Source organism: Sphingomonas pokkalii, from assembly GCF_003096275.1.
GTDB lineage: Bacteria > Pseudomonadota > Alphaproteobacteria > Sphingomonadales > Sphingomonadaceae > Sphingomonas > Sphingomonas pokkalii.
Genome location: NZ_QENQ01000001.1, coordinates 2,464,006 through 2,478,447 on the forward strand (window position 1 = coordinate 2,464,006; position 14,442 = coordinate 2,478,447).

15 protein-coding genes are annotated in these 14,442 nt (G+C 67.9%); 9 read left to right on the forward strand and 6 right to left on the reverse strand.

What is annotated here, in order from left to right; genetic code table 11:
- Positions 1–109: 109 nt before the first annotated feature.
- Together DD559_RS11305 and DD559_RS11310 are read left to right on the forward strand one after the other, a co-directional pair.
- Positions 110–1,009 (forward strand): pirin family protein, encoded by a 900-nt coding sequence (locus DD559_RS11305; protein WP_116469262.1) that lies wholly within the window; start codon positions 110–112, stop codon positions 1,007–1,009.
- 66 nt (positions 1,010–1,075) lie between these two features.
- A complete protein-coding gene (locus tag DD559_RS11310; RefSeq protein ID WP_116469263.1) occupies positions 1,076–1,975 on the forward strand; it encodes an alpha/beta fold hydrolase in 900 nt (299 codons plus the stop codon).
- A 56-nt stretch (positions 1,976–2,031) separates the two neighbouring features.
- Here DD559_RS11310 and DD559_RS11315 read toward each other — a convergent pair whose 3' ends face one another.
- The gene (locus tag DD559_RS11315; RefSeq protein ID WP_165831078.1) at positions 2,032–4,848 is read right to left on the reverse strand and encodes a TonB-dependent receptor; all 2,817 of its coding nucleotides are present in this window, start codon (positions 4,846–4,848) and stop codon (positions 2,032–2,034) included.
- Between the two features lie 170 nt (positions 4,849–5,018).
- The gene (locus DD559_RS11320; protein ID WP_116469265.1) at positions 5,019–6,116 is read right to left on the reverse strand and encodes a DUF2332 domain-containing protein; all 1,098 of its coding nucleotides are present in this window, start codon (positions 6,114–6,116) and stop codon (positions 5,019–5,021) included.
- A 60-nt stretch (positions 6,117–6,176) separates the two neighbouring features.
- On the opposite strand from DD559_RS11320, the gene hisG reads away from it, so the two are divergent.
- Genes hisG through thiL form a run of 4 tightly spaced genes read left to right on the forward strand, consistent with a single transcriptional unit; the run spans position 6,177 to position 9,518 of the window.
- A complete protein-coding gene (gene hisG, locus DD559_RS11325) occupies positions 6,177–6,827 on the forward strand; it encodes an ATP phosphoribosyltransferase (protein WP_116469266.1) in 651 nt (216 codons plus the stop codon).
- Positions 6,824–8,110 (forward strand): histidinol dehydrogenase, encoded by a 1,287-nt coding sequence (gene hisD / locus DD559_RS11330; protein WP_116469267.1) that lies wholly within the window; start codon positions 6,824–6,826, stop codon positions 8,108–8,110. The genes hisG and hisD overlap by 4 nt, the downstream gene beginning before the upstream one ends.
- Before the next feature lie 12 nt (positions 8,111–8,122).
- The gene (gene nusB, locus DD559_RS11335; RefSeq protein WP_116469268.1) at positions 8,123–8,584 is read left to right on the forward strand and encodes a transcription antitermination factor NusB; all 462 of its coding nucleotides are present in this window, start codon (positions 8,123–8,125) and stop codon (positions 8,582–8,584) included.
- A gap of 28 nt (positions 8,585–8,612) precedes the next feature.
- Positions 8,613–9,518 carry a thiamine-phosphate kinase gene (gene thiL, locus DD559_RS11340; protein WP_116469269.1) on the forward strand — a complete coding sequence of 302 codons (906 nt, stop codon included), beginning with the start codon at positions 8,613–8,615 and terminating at the stop codon, positions 9,516–9,518.
- Between the two features lie 140 nt (positions 9,519–9,658).
- Here the strand turns inward: thiL and ruvB are convergent, their stop codons facing one another.
- From ruvB to DD559_RS11355, 3 genes are read right to left on the reverse strand one after another with little or no spacing between them, the layout of a single operon-like run.
- Positions 9,659–10,681 (reverse strand): Holliday junction branch migration DNA helicase RuvB, encoded by a 1,023-nt coding sequence (gene ruvB, locus DD559_RS11345; protein WP_116469270.1) that lies wholly within the window; start codon positions 10,679–10,681, stop codon positions 9,659–9,661.
- Complete coding sequence (locus DD559_RS11350; RefSeq protein WP_116469271.1) at positions 10,678–10,932, reverse strand: hypothetical protein; 255 nt, start codon at positions 10,930–10,932, stop codon at positions 10,678–10,680. The genes ruvB and DD559_RS11350 overlap by 4 nt, the downstream gene beginning before the upstream one ends.
- Positions 10,929–11,585, reverse strand: a complete 657-nt coding sequence (locus DD559_RS11355; RefSeq protein WP_116469272.1) for a hypothetical protein — start codon at positions 11,583–11,585, stop codon at positions 10,929–10,931. Before DD559_RS11355 ends, DD559_RS11350 begins: the two co-directional genes overlap by 4 nt.
- Before the next feature lie 74 nt (positions 11,586–11,659).
- On the opposite strand from DD559_RS11355, the gene DD559_RS11360 reads away from it, so the two are divergent.
- Positions 11,660–12,550 carry a 2-hydroxyacid dehydrogenase gene (locus DD559_RS11360; RefSeq protein WP_116469273.1) on the forward strand — a complete coding sequence of 297 codons (891 nt, stop codon included), beginning with the start codon at positions 11,660–11,662 and terminating at the stop codon, positions 12,548–12,550.
- 43 nt (positions 12,551–12,593) lie between these two features.
- On the opposite strand, the gene ruvA is transcribed toward DD559_RS11360, so the two are convergent.
- On the reverse strand, positions 12,594–13,190 hold the full coding sequence (gene ruvA, locus DD559_RS11365; protein ID WP_116469274.1) for a Holliday junction branch migration protein RuvA: 597 nt from the start codon (positions 13,188–13,190) through the stop codon (positions 12,594–12,596).
- A gap of 156 nt (positions 13,191–13,346) precedes the next feature.
- Here ruvA and DD559_RS11370 point away from each other — a divergent pair, with 156 nt between their 5' ends.
- Both DD559_RS11370 and DD559_RS11375 read left to right on the forward strand, forming a co-directional pair.
- On the forward strand, positions 13,347–13,811 hold the full coding sequence (locus DD559_RS11370) for a hypothetical protein (RefSeq protein ID WP_133243816.1): 465 nt from the start codon (positions 13,347–13,349) through the stop codon (positions 13,809–13,811).
- Between the two features lie 10 nt (positions 13,812–13,821).
- Positions 13,822–14,385, forward strand: a complete 564-nt coding sequence (locus DD559_RS11375) for a cob(I)yrinic acid a,c-diamide adenosyltransferase (protein ID WP_116469276.1) — start codon at positions 13,822–13,824, stop codon at positions 14,383–14,385.
- Positions 14,386–14,442 lie beyond the last annotated feature (57 nt).

Here is a 14,442-nt window from a genome sequence, read left to right on the forward strand (position 1 = left end):
CCGGCACGGCGCGGTTCGGGAAACCCTGTGTTCGCGATCCTATCCCCTGGTTTGGCTGGGCGATCGGGTCGCGAGCCGCTATCGCTCTGTTCCGAACAGGAGAGCGACGATGCGTGACGACCTCGTAACCCAGACGATCGAGCCCAGCACGCACGATCTCGGCGGCTTCAAGGTGCATCGCACCCTGCCCTCGCGCCCGCGTACCATGGTGGGGCCGTTCATCTTCTTCGATCAGATGGGGCCGGCGATTCTAGATGTCGGCACCGGCATCGATGTCCGCCCGCATCCGCACATCAACCTCGCCACCGTCACCTATCTGTTCGCCGGCGCGATCGACCATCGCGATTCGCTCGGCACCTTCGCGACGATCGAACCCGGCGCGGTGAACCTGATGACCGCCGGCCGCGGCATCGTCCATTCGGAGCGCTCGCCCTCGGCCGAACGCGAGAAGGGGCCGGAACTGTCCGGTATCCAGACCTGGCTCGCGCTGCCTGAAGCCGATGAGGAGCGCGACCCGGCGTTCGAACATGTCGCCGCCGCCGACCTGCCGATCGTGGAAGCCCATGGCGCCCGCGCCCGCATCATCATGGGCGAGCTATGGGGCGCCGCCGCGCCGACCACCACCTATGCCCAGACCATCTATGCCGATATCGCGCTGGAGGGCGGCGCCAGCATCCCGATCGACGCCGCGGCAGACGAACGCGCGCTCTACGTCGCCACCGGGGATGCCAGCCTGGACGGGATGCCGCTGGTCCCGATGACGCTCTACATCCTTCGCCCCGGCGTGCGCGCCACGCTGCGTTCGGAACGCGGCGGGCGGGTGATGTTCTGCGGCGGGGAAGCGTTCGCCACCCCCCGTCACGTGTGGTGGAACTTCGTCTCGTCCAGCCGCGATCGCATCAACCAGGCCAAGGAAGACTGGAAAGCCGGGGCCTTCCCCAAAGTGCCCAATGACGACAAGGAATTCATCCCCATTCCGGAAGTGCCCAAAACCGTCAGTTATCCCTGAAATTGCGTAGCTTGCGCGGCGCCTGCAACCGGCGCATCCTTGGCGCCGAGGACAGGGGAGGGCCGCGTGACGGATCTGCGAACGACGATGGTATCTCTGGCTACCGGGGTCACGCTGAACGTCGCCCTTGCAGGCAATCCCGCCCATCCGCCGATCATCCTGCTGCACGGTTTCCCGGAATCGCACCGCACCTGGCGGCACCAGATTCCGGCGCTCGCGCGGGAGCATTTCGTCATCGCGCCGGATCAGCGCGGCTATGCCTGTTCCTCCAAGCCGGAAGGTGTGGAGAATTACGCGGCCGACAAGATCGCCGCCGATCTGTTCGCGCTTGCCGATGCCCTGGCGATCGATCGCTTCACGCTGGCGGGGCATGATTGGGGCGGCGCGATCGCCTGGATGGCTGCCCTGCGGGAACCGAAGCGGGTTGCCCGGCTCGTCATCATCAACGCGCCGCATCCGCAGGTGTTTCAGCGCAAGCTGTTCGACGATCCCGGCCAGCGCCGGGCCAGCCAGTATATCCGCTTCTTCCGCGAAACCGATCTGGATCGCGTGCCGGACAAGTCGGCGCTCGAGCAATTCCTGTTCTCGCTGTTCGGCGAGCACCTCCAGGTGCGCGTGCCGCCGGAGGAGAAGGCGATCTATCTCGAGCAATGGAGCCAGCCGGGCGCGCTCACCGCGATGCTCAACTGGTATCGCGCGACGCCGATGGTCGTGCCCGCGATCGGCGAGGATCTGCCCCGCCCTGCCTGGATCGACGGCCCCTTCCCGCTCCAGCCCCAGCCGACCCTGGTGATATGGGGGATGAAGGATCGCGGGCTGCTGCCCTGCCTGGTCGACGGGCTGGAAACGCTGATCCCTGATTACAGCTTCGTCGCCATTCGCGATGCCGGCCATTTCGCGCCGTGGGAACGGCCGCACGCCGTTACCGAAGCGCTGCTCGACTGGCTCGCCGCCCGCCCCGCATAAAAAAACGCCCGGCCGAAGCCGGGCGCGAAGGCGGGGAAGGAACCGATTGGATTGGTTCAGAAGCGGAAGCGCACGCCGGCGCTGAAGTAGCGGCCCTCGTACCGCACATCGATGGGATAATACTGGGTCTCGCTGAAGTACCGGTAGTTGCTGTACGGCTGCGCGAGGATGTTGTTCACCTCTGCCGTCAGCGTGATATTCTCGATCGGCGTATACGATCCGGAGAAATCGAGACGCGATATTGGGCGCGACGTCTGGCCGGTATACTGCACATCGCTGGAATTCCGGCTGTAGAAATCGATGTAAGAGCTGCGATAATTATACGAAAGACGCAGCGAAACCTTCTCACGCTCATAGAAGCCGCTGAGATTGTACGACCATTTCGACAGGCCGGTCAGTGTGACCATCGGCTGGGACGTGCCGAGCGCGCGGGGCAGCTGGTTCTTGGCGTCGATATAGGTGAGGTTCGCCTGCACGCCGAACCCGCTCAGCCAGCCGGGCAGGAAGTCGAAGAAGGTCTGGCCAGAAACCTCGAAGCCCTTGATCTTGCCGCTACCGGCATTCTCCGGGCGGCTGATCTGGATCAGGCCATAGGTCGGGTCGTTCACGTCCCGCGTATAGTCGCTGATGAAGCCGAACAGATCGCGATAGAACACCGCACCGCTGACGGCGCCGTTCTTGCCGAAATAATATTCGATCGTCGCATCGTAGTTCTTCGACGTCAGCGGCTTCAGGTCCGGGTTGCCGCCCGAACCGAAGAAGGCATAGCGCGAACCATTGCCGCTGCCCGAACCGAAATCGGCGTTGCGATTGATGCTGAACGCCGGATTTAGCTGGCCATAGCTCGGCCGGGTACGCGTCATGGTGAAGCCCAGGCGCGCCTGCAGCCCCTGCATCAGCTTGGCCCGCAGGCCGAAGCTCGGCAACACGTCGACATAGTTCTGGCGATTGGTGTCGGTTACCGCCGAAACCTTGCCATCGGTGGCCACCACGCGCGACGTCCCGGTGTAGCGGCCATCGGTGTTGACGATCCGCACGCCGAACGTGCCGTCGATGGGAATACCCACATCGAACGCGTATTTGGCCTGCGCATAGGCGGCGTAGCTCGCTTCCTTGGCATAGAAGCCGCCATAGGGGTCCATCGGGATCGCCTTGGTCGCATATTGCGCCAGCGCATCCTTATAGCCCTGATCGTTGGGATTGGCCGCGACGATCTTCTGCAGCGACTCGTAGGAGAGCTGGCGGAGCGCCTCGGCATTGCCCTGGATCGCGTCGTAGGACGGCATCAGCCAGTTGCGGAACGGCGGGCCATCGCCGCGGAAGCCGTCCTGCACTTGCTGCAGGCTGCCGGTCGGCAGGCTGCCCATCGGGATGTTGAGCGTGGGCGTATAGGCATAGCGGCTGCCCTGGCGCCGCTTCGCATCGCGATCGGTGGCGCGCAGGCCCACCTTGATCTTCGGCAGCCATTCGATGTCGGTATCCAACGCCACGTCGCCGCGCCACTGGATGCCCGCGCCGCTCACATAATATTCACGCTCGTAATAGCCGCGCCAAACATAGTTGGCGGGATTCGTCATGTCGTAATTGCCGAGATCGAACCAGGACGACTTGTCCTTCTCGAAAATTACATTGACCGGTGGCGCAGCAGCGGTTTGCGAATCGAGGCTCCGCTCGTTCGCGCCATATTCCGAGAAGGTGTAGGCGAAGTCGCTGGAGATCACCGCGCGGCCGGTGGTCCAGATGAAGCCGGCCGCTGCCTGATAGGTGTTGGTGAAATCGCGGCTGGTCGAACGGAACATTTCTGCCGGATAGCCACCGGTCTTGCTCACGCTCACCAGCTTGTTGTTCTGGCCCGGTACGCGGACGATGTTCGACAGCGTCGGGGGCACCTCCACGCCGGCGGCGTTCTTGGGTGCCGCGCGCAGCAACGAGACGTCGAAGCTCTCGGTCGAACCCTGGTTGCGGAAGGCCTGCCACAGGCCGTCGGCATAGATTTCCAGATTGTCCGCCGGCTTCCACTGGAACGCGCCGTTCACCGACGGACGCTCGCGCAGGCCGCGCGGATAATAGAGGCCGACGCTGTAGGGCAGCCGGAAGTCGGCCGCTTCGCCCGCCGGCAGCGCGGCCTTGCTGTTCGCAACGGGATCGACGCCGCCGTTCGTGTAGCGGATCGAATTGTTGTAGTAGAAACGGTTATAGGCGACGTTGATAAGGGCGCCCATCTCGCCGATCGGCGTGTTCCAGCGATCGCTGATCAGCAGGTTGCCGTTGGGGTTCGTCTTCTTCGACTGGTCGTTGTACGATGCCCGGATCGTACCCGCGATCTCCAGCCCCTTGAAATCGAAGGGGCGGCGCGAACGAACGTTGACCAGGCCCGCCAGGCCCGGCTCGATCAGCTCGGCAGTCGCCGACTTATAGACTTCCAGCGCCGCCAGCGCGCCGGCGGGGAAATCATGCACCTGCACGGTGCGGTTCTCGGCGGTGAAGATTTCGCGCCCGTTGAACGAGGTACCCACGTCCGGCAGGCCACGAATGCGGATGCCCGACGCTTCGTCGGCATAGCGGTCGACCTGCACGCCCGGCAGGCGCGCTAGGCTCTCCGAAGCATTATTGTCAGGCAACTTTCCGATATCCTCGGCGACGATCGCATCGAGGATGGAATCCGAATTGCGCTTGAAATCACGGGCGGAAGCAAGGCTCGCGCGGATGCCGGTTACGAGGATCTCCTCCTCCTCCGCTGCGGATTGCGCGGACGCAGAAGCAGCATTTTGCACGGTATCGCGGCTGTTTGCCGCGGATTGCGCCCATGCCGACGATGCGTTCGCCAGCGTCGCCATCGCCACGCCCAACAACAGAATCTGTTTGTGAGACACGTTGTCCTCCCCTTTTTGCCCCCTGCCGGGTTCGAGCTTTCTCGATCTACACGGCAGCACCACGCAGCCCGGAATGCGCAGGCTGCGTCGCGTTAAGTCTGACAAAAAGAAATCCGTGTCAATGATGCCCAGATGAAAATCGCGAGCCACCTGGGAAAGGCGTTTGCGTGCTAGTCCGAACGCGTCGGATGCGGCCGCATCCCATAAGGGTGCACCGCGAAGGGCGGCGCCAGCCCCTCCACCCACGCGCCATGGGCATGGGTCAGCGCGACCAGCTCCATCGGAGTCTCGCCCGGCCAGCCGCGCACGCGCACCTCGTGGCGATTCAGATCGCGGTTCGGCTCCATCATTACCCAGCCGAGCGGCCGCGCCGGTGTTGCAGCCTCCCCCGCCGCATCCATTGCGGCCGTGATGCGCCGCTGCGCCGCCTCGGGCAGATATTGCCACACCACCGAATGCATCAGCACGCGCGTCACGCCGTCCGGCTGCGGCTCCGCCAGCCGCGCTTCAAGCCAGTGCGCGGCGTCGCCCCGTTCCAGTGCCACCGGCTCGGCCTGCAGCATGGCGATCGTGGCGGCCAGCCGTGCCTGCCGTTCCACCGCATCCACCCAGCAATAGGCTTCCAGACGGGCGGCATCGCGCGGGTCGGTCAGGTCGAGCGGCGCGATATCCACCCCGCGGGCGGAAACGATCTCCACGGCGGCATCGGGCGGCGGCGGTCCGCGCCATTCGGGCCGGATCGTCACCGGCGACTCCACCGGGCCCGGCGCCACCCCGCCCAGATCGAAGCGATAGCGGCCGATCATGAGGTTCAGCCCGCCGCTCGATCCGATCTCCAGCAGATCGAAACGCGGCCCGAACCGTCGGGCGAGGTGGAGCAGGCCGGTCATCAACCCCGCCGATCGCCCCGCCTCGTTGGTCTGCGGCGGGCCATAGAGCCAGGGCATCAGCGGCAGGTCGTAGGCGCACAGCACCGCGTCCAGCGCCGCGCCGATCCGGCCGATATCGGTCTCCTCGCCGGTGAAGATGCGGCGCAGCTCGGGCACCCCGCGCCGGTGCAGCGCGTGCAGGCCGCCGACCAGCCGCAGCACCAGCGCGTCGGCCACCGGCTCGCCCGGCCAGTCGAGCACGCGTCGCCCGGTCTCGCTGTTCCGCGTGATCCCCTGCCCCAGCGCGGTACAGATGCGCGCGGTGATCGGCGCGTCCATCGCGGCACAATAGCCGGCCTGGATGGCAAAACTCTTGCGGTTCTCGGCTTCGGACGCCATGCGCTTCCCCTTTGGCGCGTGTTGCGCCCATGGCCGCCCCCAAGTAAAGCCCCCGCACCCATGACCGAGCCGTTGATCCTTGCCGTGCCGAAAGGCCGGATTCTCGAAGAGGCGCTGCCCTTGCTGGCGGCGGTCGGCATCGTGCCCGAAGCGGCCTTTTCCGATAAGAACTCGCGCGCGCTGCGTTTCGCGACCAACAATCCCGCGATCGACCTGATCCGGGTGCGCGCCTTCGACGTGGCGACCTTCGTCGCGCATGGCGCCGCGCATCTCGGCATCGTGGGGTCCGACGTGCTCGCCGAGTTCGACTATTCGGAGCTGTACGCGCCCGTAGACCTGGGCATCGGCCATTGCCGCATCTCGGTCGCCGAACCCGTGGCGCTTGCCGAGCAGGACGATCCGCGCGGCTGGAGCCATGTCCGCGTCGCGACGAAATATCCGCACATCACCCGCGCCCATTTCGAGGCGCGCGGCGTGCAGGCCGAGTGCGTCAAGCTCAACGGCGCGATGGAGCTGGCGCCGGTGCTGGGCCTCGCCCCGCGCATCGTCGACCTCGTCTCCTCGGGCCGCACGCTGCAGGAAAACGGCCTTGTCGAGGTGGAAGTCATCGCCCAGGTGACCAGCCGCCTGATCGTCAACCGCGCCGCGTTCAAGACGCGCGCCAGCGAAGTCGTGCCGCTGGTGGATGGCTTCCGAAAGGCCGCGGCATGATCCGCCTCGACTCCACCGACGCCGGTTTCACGCAAGCCTTCACCGCGCTGGTCAACGCCCGCCGGGAAGCGGACGACGATGTCGCGCGCAACGTCACCCACATCATCAAGCGCGTCCGCGACGAAGGCGATGTCGCGCTGCGCGACCTGACCCGGCTGTTCGACAAGCACGATCTCGACCGCTCGGGCTGGACGATCGACCGCGCCGACTGCCTCGCCGCTTACGAGGGGCTCACCCCCGAGCTGCGGGCCGCGCTGGAACTCGCCGCCGAGCGGATCGCGGTCTACCATGCCAAGCAGCGCCCCGAAGATCGCGACGACACCGACGCGCAGGGCATCCGCCTCGGCGCGCGCTGGACGCCGGTCGATGCGGCGGGCGTCTATGTCCCCGGTGGGCGCGCGGCCTATCCCAGTTCGGTGCTGATGAACGCCATCCCCGCCAAGGCGGCGGGCGTGCGACGGCTGGTGATGGTGACCCCGACGCCCAATGGCGAAGTGAACCCGCTGGTCCTCGCCGCCGCGCATGTCGCCGGGGTGGACGAACTCTACCGCGTCGGCGGCGCGCAGGCGGTGGCAGCACTCGCCTATGGCACCGACACGATCGCCCCGGTCGACGTCGTCACCGGTCCCGGCAATGCCTGGGTGGCAGAGGCCAAGCGCCAGCTTTACGGCGTGGTCGGCATCGACATGGTGGCAGGGCCCTCCGAGATCGTCGTGGTGGCGGACGGCAAGAACGATCCCGAATGGATCGCCGCCGACCTGCTCAGCCAGGCCGAGCATGATCCCACCAGCCAGTCGATCCTGTTCACTGACGACGCCGCCTTCGCCGACAAGGTCGCGGCGGCAGTCGATGCGCAGATCGCGACGCTGTCGACGGGTGCCACCGCGCGCACCAGTTGGGACGCGAATGGTGCGATCATCCTCGTGCCGGACCTGCCGACGGCGATGCCGCTGGTCGATCGCCTCGCCCCCGAGCATCTCGAACTCGCCTGCGACGATGCCGAGCCGCTGTTCGACATGGTCCGCCATGCGGGTTCGGTGTTCCTCGGCCGCTATACGCCGGAAGCCGTTGGCGATTATGTCGCCGGCCCCAACCATGTGCTGCCCACCGGGCGGCGCGCGCGCTTCGCATCGGGCCTCTCCGTGCTCGATTTCATGAAGCGCACCTCGTTCCTGAGCCTGGATCCGTCCGGGCTCGCCGCGATCGGCCCCGCTGCCGTGGCGCTGGCAGAAGCCGAAGGCCTGCCCGCGCACGCAAAGTCGGTGGCGATCCGTTTAAAGTGATAGAAGTAGATTATGGCCAGTCCGCAAGCAAAGTCCCGTTCCAAGGCCCGCGCCGCCGCGCGCCTTGGCGCCGTCCAGGCGCTCTACCAGCGCGAGATGGAGGGCACCTCGATCCCCGCGCTGCTGCATGAATTCCACCAGCACCGGCTCGGCGCGATCATCGAAGACGTCGAATATGCCGATGCCGACATCGCCTTTTTTGACGATATCGTCAGCGGCACCGACGCGCGCCGCGACGAGATTGATGGCATCATCTCGGGCAAGCTCAGCACCGGCTGGACGCTGGAACGGCTCGACAAGCCGATGCGCCAGATCCTGCGCGCCGGCACCTATGAGCTGCTCGCCCGCAAGGACGTGCCGACCGCGGCGGTGATCAGCGAATATCTCGACGTGACGGACGCCTTCTACGATCGCCGCGAAAAGGGCTTCGTCAACGGCATCCTCGACGCGATCGCCAAGGAAGCGCGCGGTTGATGGCCGCCCCTGCCCCGTGCCGGGCGGGATGAACGAAGCGGCGTTCCTCGCCTATCTGCGCCACCTCCCGCTCCATCCCGGCGCGCGGGACTTGCGCGACGATACCGCCGTGCTCGGCGACCTCGTCGTCACCCATGACGTGCTGGTGGAAGGCGTGCATTATCTGCCGGACGATCCGGCGGAGGATGTCGCCTGGAAGCTGCTCGCGGTGAACCTCTCCGACCTCGCCGCCAAGGGCGCGGTGCCGGAAGGGGTGCTGCTCGGCTATCCGCTTGCCGGGGACGACGCGTGGGACGGTGCGTTTCTCGCGGGGCTGGAGGAAGCGCTGGGGGCGTTCGCCTGCGCGCTGATCGGCGGCGATACGGTGAAGGCGCCGGCGGGCACCCCGCGCACGCTGTCGCTGACGGCAATCGGGCGTTCCGCCCATGCGCCCGCCCGTAACGGCGCGCAGGCGGGCGACCTGCTCTACGTTACCGGCACCATCGGCGACGGTGGTGCCGGCCTCGCGGTCGCCCAATCGGGCGAAGGACCGGCGACGCTGCTCGCCCGCTACCGGCGGCCGACGCCGCGCCTCGCCGAAGGGCAGGCGCTCGCCCCCGGCGTTCATGCGATGATGGACGTGTCCGACGGTCTGCTGATCGATGCCGCCCGCATGGCCGCGGCGAGCGGGCTTGCCGTCACGATCGACCTCGCCGCCGTGCCGCTGTCGGCGGACTATCACGCGGTGCGCGGCACGGATCGCGCCGCGCGCCTCGCGGCTGCGACCGCGGGGGACGATTACGAACTGCTCTTCGCCGCACCTGCCGGGCTGCCACTGCCGGTTGCGGCCAGCTGCGTCGGCGCGTTTAGCGACGGCGAAGGCCTGACGCTGCACGATGCAGGCGAGCCGCTCCCCCTGCCCCGCCGCCTCGGCTTCGAGCACGGCGCCGTCTGAATCCTCCCCCGCCAGGGGGAGGTGGCGCCGAAGGCGACGGAGGGGGAGGATTCCAGAACCTCCCGAACCGTCGTGCTTCCTCCCCCTCCGAGCCGCTGCGCGGCCCACCTCCCCCTGGCGGGGGAGGATAGGCTACGCCCTCAATCGAACAGCCCCTCCTGCGATCCCGCCGGCGGGTTGAGGCCGAGATGCTTCCAGCCCGGCCCGTTGAGACAGCGCCCGCGCGCCGTCCGCGCGATCAGGCCGAGCTGGATCAGATAGGGCTCGATCACTTCTTCCACCGTGTCGCGCGGCTCGCTGAGGCCGGCGGCGAGCGTCTCCACCCCCACCGGACCGCCGCGATAGACGTCGGCGATCATCATCAGATAGCGCCGGTCCATCGCATCGAGCCCGAGCCCGTCGACCTCCAGCCGGTTGAGCGCGGCATCGGCGACCTTGGCGTGCACCACCGCCTCGCCGAACACATTGGCGAAGTCGCGCACCCGGCGCAGCAGCCGCCCGGCAATGCGCGGGGTGCCGCGCGAGCGGCGCGCCACTTCGCGCGCACCGTCGGCGGAAATGGCGAGGCCGAGCAGCCCGGCGGCGCGGGTCACCACCCGCTCCAGCTCGTCCACCGTGTAGAATTGCAGCCGCACCGGAATGCCGAACCGATCGCGCAGCGGCGTGGTCAGCAGCCCCTGCCGCGTCGTCGCCCCGACCAGCGTGAAGCGCGGCAGCTCGATCCGCACGCTGCGCGCCGACGGCCCCTCGCCGATCATCAGGTCCAGCGCGCGGTCTTCCATCGCCGGGTACAGCACCTCTTCCACCGCCGGATTGAGGCGGTGGATCTCGTCGATGAACAGCACGTCGCCATCCTCGAGATTGGTGAGCAACGCAGCGAGATCGCCCGACTTAACGATCACCGGGCCCGAGGTGGAGCGGAACCCCACCCCCATCTCGCGCGCGATGATCTGGGCGAGCGTGGTCTTGCCAAGCCCCGGCGGCCCGAAGAACAGCACATGGTCCAGCGCATCGCCGCGCGCCCTGGCGGCATCGATGAACACGCGCAGATTCTCGCGCGCCGCCTTCTGCCCGACGAACTCGTCGAGTGATTTCGGGCGCAGCGCGGCGTCGACGTCTTCGGTGCGTCGGCCGGCGGTGAGGAGGCGATCGGGTTCGGTCATGCGGTCCAGATGCTCTGATAGCCCGTGGGGCCGAGTTGGTCGATCACGTCGAACCGCGCGCGGAGATAGGCAAGCACCGCCTCCGGCACCGGCCCGGCCCGCATCACGGCGACGCGGTGGGAGGTATCGAGATAGGCGCGGGCGATCATGTCGCCGCCAAAATCATAGACGAGATAGTTGTACTCCTGTTCCACCTGCCCCGCATCGTCGATGACGAGGTCGCGCAAATGGGTGATCGCGGGCGTCGTCACGCGTCCCAGCTCCGCACCCAGCGCAGGAACGGATCGGCGCTGTCCCGGTCGCCCATATCGGCGATGCGGCCCAGCATGTCGGCGGCACGCGCCGGCACGGCGACGCCGAACTCGGCCTCCACCCAGGCGCGCATCGCGGCGGCGCGGTCCCAGGGATCGCGCTCCAGATACTCGTTCTCTTCGTCGATCTCCGCCGGTGTCCGGTCGAACTGGTCCGGCCAGCACAGTTCCTCATAGCCGATCGCGAGCAGGCGCAGGAAATCGACCGGATCGGAAACCAGCACGCCCAGCATCGTCGATCCCGAACCCGAACCGAGATGCACGATCCGCACCGCGCCCGCATCGTCGCGCCACAATGCCGCATAGGATCCGTCGCCGCCGGTCCGGAAGAATGCGGCCAGCCGGTCGCGCTCGGCCTGCGGCGCCGTCGGCAGCCAGCCCTCCGCATAATCGGGCTCGACCGGGGCGGCATACATGCACCCCGCCTCGCTGGCGGTATCGATCTGGGCATAGCAGCCTCCCGATCGAAAGGCGCGCACCAGCCCCTGCGCCTCCTGCCAGGCGAAGAAGCGAAGCAACGGGTCCGGCACCGCCATGCCCGGCGGCATCGATTCGATCATCCGGCGAACGAATTCGATCGTGCCTGCGGTCATCGCATTGCCTTTCGTCGGTTGCGCCTGACCGCGGCGGACTGGCCAAGCAGCGGCAAGCGGCGCATCATCGCGCCATGGCCGACCTGTACCTTGCCACCACCGTCTCGCCCACGCTGCACGCCGCGCTCGCCGAACGCTTCGCCGTGCATGACGGCAATCCCCCGCCCACCACCCGCGCGATCGTCGGCGGCGGCCAGATGCGGCTGGATGCCGCGATGCTCGAACGGCTGCCGGCGCTGGAAATCGTCGCGATCCACGGCGTTGGCTATGACGGGCTGGACCTCGATGCGCTGCGGGCGCGGGGCGTTCGCGTCACCACCACGCCCGACGTGCTGACTGAGGATGTCGCAGATCTCGCCATCGGCCTGATGCTCGCGGTGCAGCGCCGCATCGCCGCCAACGATGCGCTCGCCCGCAACGGCGGCTGGAAAGCGCCGCTCGGCCGGCGCGCCAGCGGGCGTCGCATCGGCATTTTCGGGCTGGGCCGGATCGGCACTGCCATCGCCGCGCGCGCCGCGCCCTTCGCCGGGGAAGTGCTCTACACCGCCCGCAGCGCGAAGCCGGTGCCGTGGCGGTACCTGCCCGGCATCGCCGCGCTCGCTGCGGAAAGCGATGTGTTGATCCTCGCCGCTCCCGGCGGCGCCGCGACCGACGGGATCGTCGATGCGCGGGTGCTCGCAAGCCTGGGTACGCAAGGCGTGCTGGTCAATGTCGCGCGGGGCAGCCTGGTCGACGAGCCGGCACTGATCGCGGCGCTGCACGGCGGAACGATCGCCGGCGCCGGGCTCGATGTGTTCGCGGACGAACCCCATGTGCCGCAGGCCCTGCGCGCGATGGAGCAGGTGGTGCTCGCCCCGCATCAGGGCAGCGCCACCCAGGAAGCCCGCGCCGCGATGGCCGCGCTGGTGCTGGCCAATCTCGACGCCCATTTCGCCGGCGCGCCCCTGCCGACGCCCCTGCTCTGACGACGGGCTGCTGCCCGCCAGGCGAAGGATCGTGCCGCGCCGGTCACTTGGCGGCCTTGCGCAGCGCGAGCCGGACCAGCGCGTCCAGCGTCGCCGCCGGCCCCAGCTCGTCCTGCGCGACGCGCACCGCTGCGCTGGCTTCCGCGGGCTTGAAGCCAAGGTTCAGCATCGCCGACACCGCATCTGCGGCGGCCCCGCCGCCGGGCGCCGCGGTCGCGCCGGTGCCGCCGAGCGCCAGCCCGCCGGCCTTGTCCTTCAATTCGTTGACGATGCGCTGGGCGAGCTTCGGGCCCACCCCGTTCGCCCGCGCGATCGTCGCCGCATCGGCGCGCGCCACGGCGGTGCGCAGTTCCTCGGGGGCAAGGATCGAAAGGATCGCCAGCGCCACCTTCGCCCCCACGCCCTGCACGCTGGTCAGCAGCTTGAACCAGTCGCGCTCGTCCGCGGTGGCGAAGCCCATCAGCCGGATCGAATCCTCGCTGACCAGCATCTCGGTATGGATGGTCACCTGCTCGCCCACCGCGCCCAGTTTGTCGAGCGTCTTGGCCGAGGCGCCGACCAGATAGCCGACGCCGTTCACGTCGATCACCGCATGATCGGCGCCGCTCGCCGCCAGCGCACCGCGCAGATGGGCGATCATCGGAGGGGCCTCGGCGTGGCGATCGGAAGCGAGGTCTGCTGGGTCACGTCGGTACATAAGCAGAACGACGCCCGCCGGAAAAGTGGGAATCGCCGCGCCCTCTGGCAATTCGCCGCAATGCTCCCCAATTCGGCCGCGAAACAAAGGGGGCACCCGATGATCGCTACGACGTTGTTGCTGCTCTGGCTCGCGCTGCTGGCCGCGGGCGACACGCCGACCGGCCGTCTGCTCCACCGCGTGCTGGTCGTGGCACCGGCGCGTTGGGGGCTGCGCTGGTCGCGCGGCAATGTGATTCTGATCGTCTCCTTCCTGCTGTTCGCAACCTTCGTCCTCTGGCTGATGGAAGAGGAAGGCGGCATTCTCGTCGGGATGATGGCGCCGGAACTGATCGGCTGGGTGACGATGTTCGACATCGGCGTGCTGGTCGATGCCGCACTCGCCACCGTCACGCTGGCATCGGCAATGCGGCTGCGCGGGTTCCGCCAGTGGGTCGCCGCCCGGATGCCGCGCCCCCGCGCCCGCCGGATGCGCCGCCCCGCCCGTCCGCGGGCGCCCGATCCGGAAGACGGGCGATGGACCTTCCCCAAAATCCATTGGCCACAACCGGCGCTCGCGGGCTAACGACACGGCCATGGTCAAGCTCAACAAGATCTATACCCGCACCGGCGATGCCGGCACCACCGGCCTGGCGGACGGCTCGCGCGTCTCCAAGGCATCGGCTCGGCTGGAGGCGATCGGCGACGTCGACGAAGCGAACAGCGCGATCGGCGTGGCGCGCACCCACCTCGCCGGCGATCCGCTCGATGCCGTGCTGGCGCGCATCCAGAACGATCTGTTCGATCTCGGCGCCGATCTCGCCACGCCGGGCGACCGTGAAGGCGCGCTGCGGATCACGCCCGATCAGGTCGAATGGCTCGAATCGGCGATCGATAGCGCCAACGAATCGCTGGCGCCGCTCAACAGCTTCGTCCTGCCGGGCGGCAGCCCCGCCGCCGCCGCGATCCACCTCGCCCGCGCGATCACCCGCCGCGCCGAACGCGCCGCCGTCGCCGCCAACGATCAGGGCACGCTCAGCGCCAACGCGCTTATCTATCTCAATAGACTTTCGGATTTTTTGTTCGTCGCAGCCCGCGTGATGAACCAAAACGGACGTGACGACGTTCTCTGGGTGCCTGGGGGGCCACGCGACCAATAGCCGTCCGGGCACGCTCATCCCTCCGTATGGGTTGCCTCGCGGGCAGGCTTGCGGTAG

Bases quoted from the DNA above. Each gene is read 5' to 3' on its own strand.
- DD559_RS11305 (WP_116469262.1), top strand. From the start codon at position 110: ATGCGTGACGACCTCGTAACCCAGACGATCGAGCCCAGCACGCACGAT.
- DD559_RS11320 (WP_116469265.1), bottom strand. From the start codon at position 6,116: ATGGCGTCCGAAGCCGAGAACCGCAAGAGTTTTGCCATCCAGGCCGGC.
- hisG (WP_116469266.1), top strand. From the start codon at position 6,177: ATGACCGAGCCGTTGATCCTTGCCGTGCCGAAAGGCCGGATTCTCGAA.
- hisD (WP_116469267.1), top strand. From the start codon at position 6,824: ATGATCCGCCTCGACTCCACCGACGCCGGTTTCACGCAAGCCTTCACC.
- nusB (WP_116469268.1), top strand. From the start codon at position 8,123: ATGGCCAGTCCGCAAGCAAAGTCCCGTTCCAAGGCCCGCGCCGCCGCG.
- thiL (WP_116469269.1), top strand. From the start codon at position 8,613: ATGAACGAAGCGGCGTTCCTCGCCTATCTGCGCCACCTCCCGCTCCAT.
- ruvB (WP_116469270.1), bottom strand. From the start codon at position 10,681: ATGACCGAACCCGATCGCCTCCTCACCGCCGGCCGACGCACCGAAGAC.
- DD559_RS11355 (WP_116469272.1), bottom strand. From the start codon at position 11,585: ATGACCGCAGGCACGATCGAATTCGTTCGCCGGATGATCGAATCGATG.
- DD559_RS11360 (WP_116469273.1), top strand. From the start codon at position 11,660: ATGGCCGACCTGTACCTTGCCACCACCGTCTCGCCCACGCTGCACGCC.
- ruvA (WP_116469274.1), bottom strand. From the start codon at position 13,190: ATGATCGCCCATCTGCGCGGTGCGCTGGCGGCGAGCGGCGCCGATCAT.
- DD559_RS11370 (WP_133243816.1), top strand. From the start codon at position 13,347: ATGATCGCTACGACGTTGTTGCTGCTCTGGCTCGCGCTGCTGGCCGCG.
- DD559_RS11375 (WP_116469276.1), top strand. From the start codon at position 13,822: ATGGTCAAGCTCAACAAGATCTATACCCGCACCGGCGATGCCGGCACC.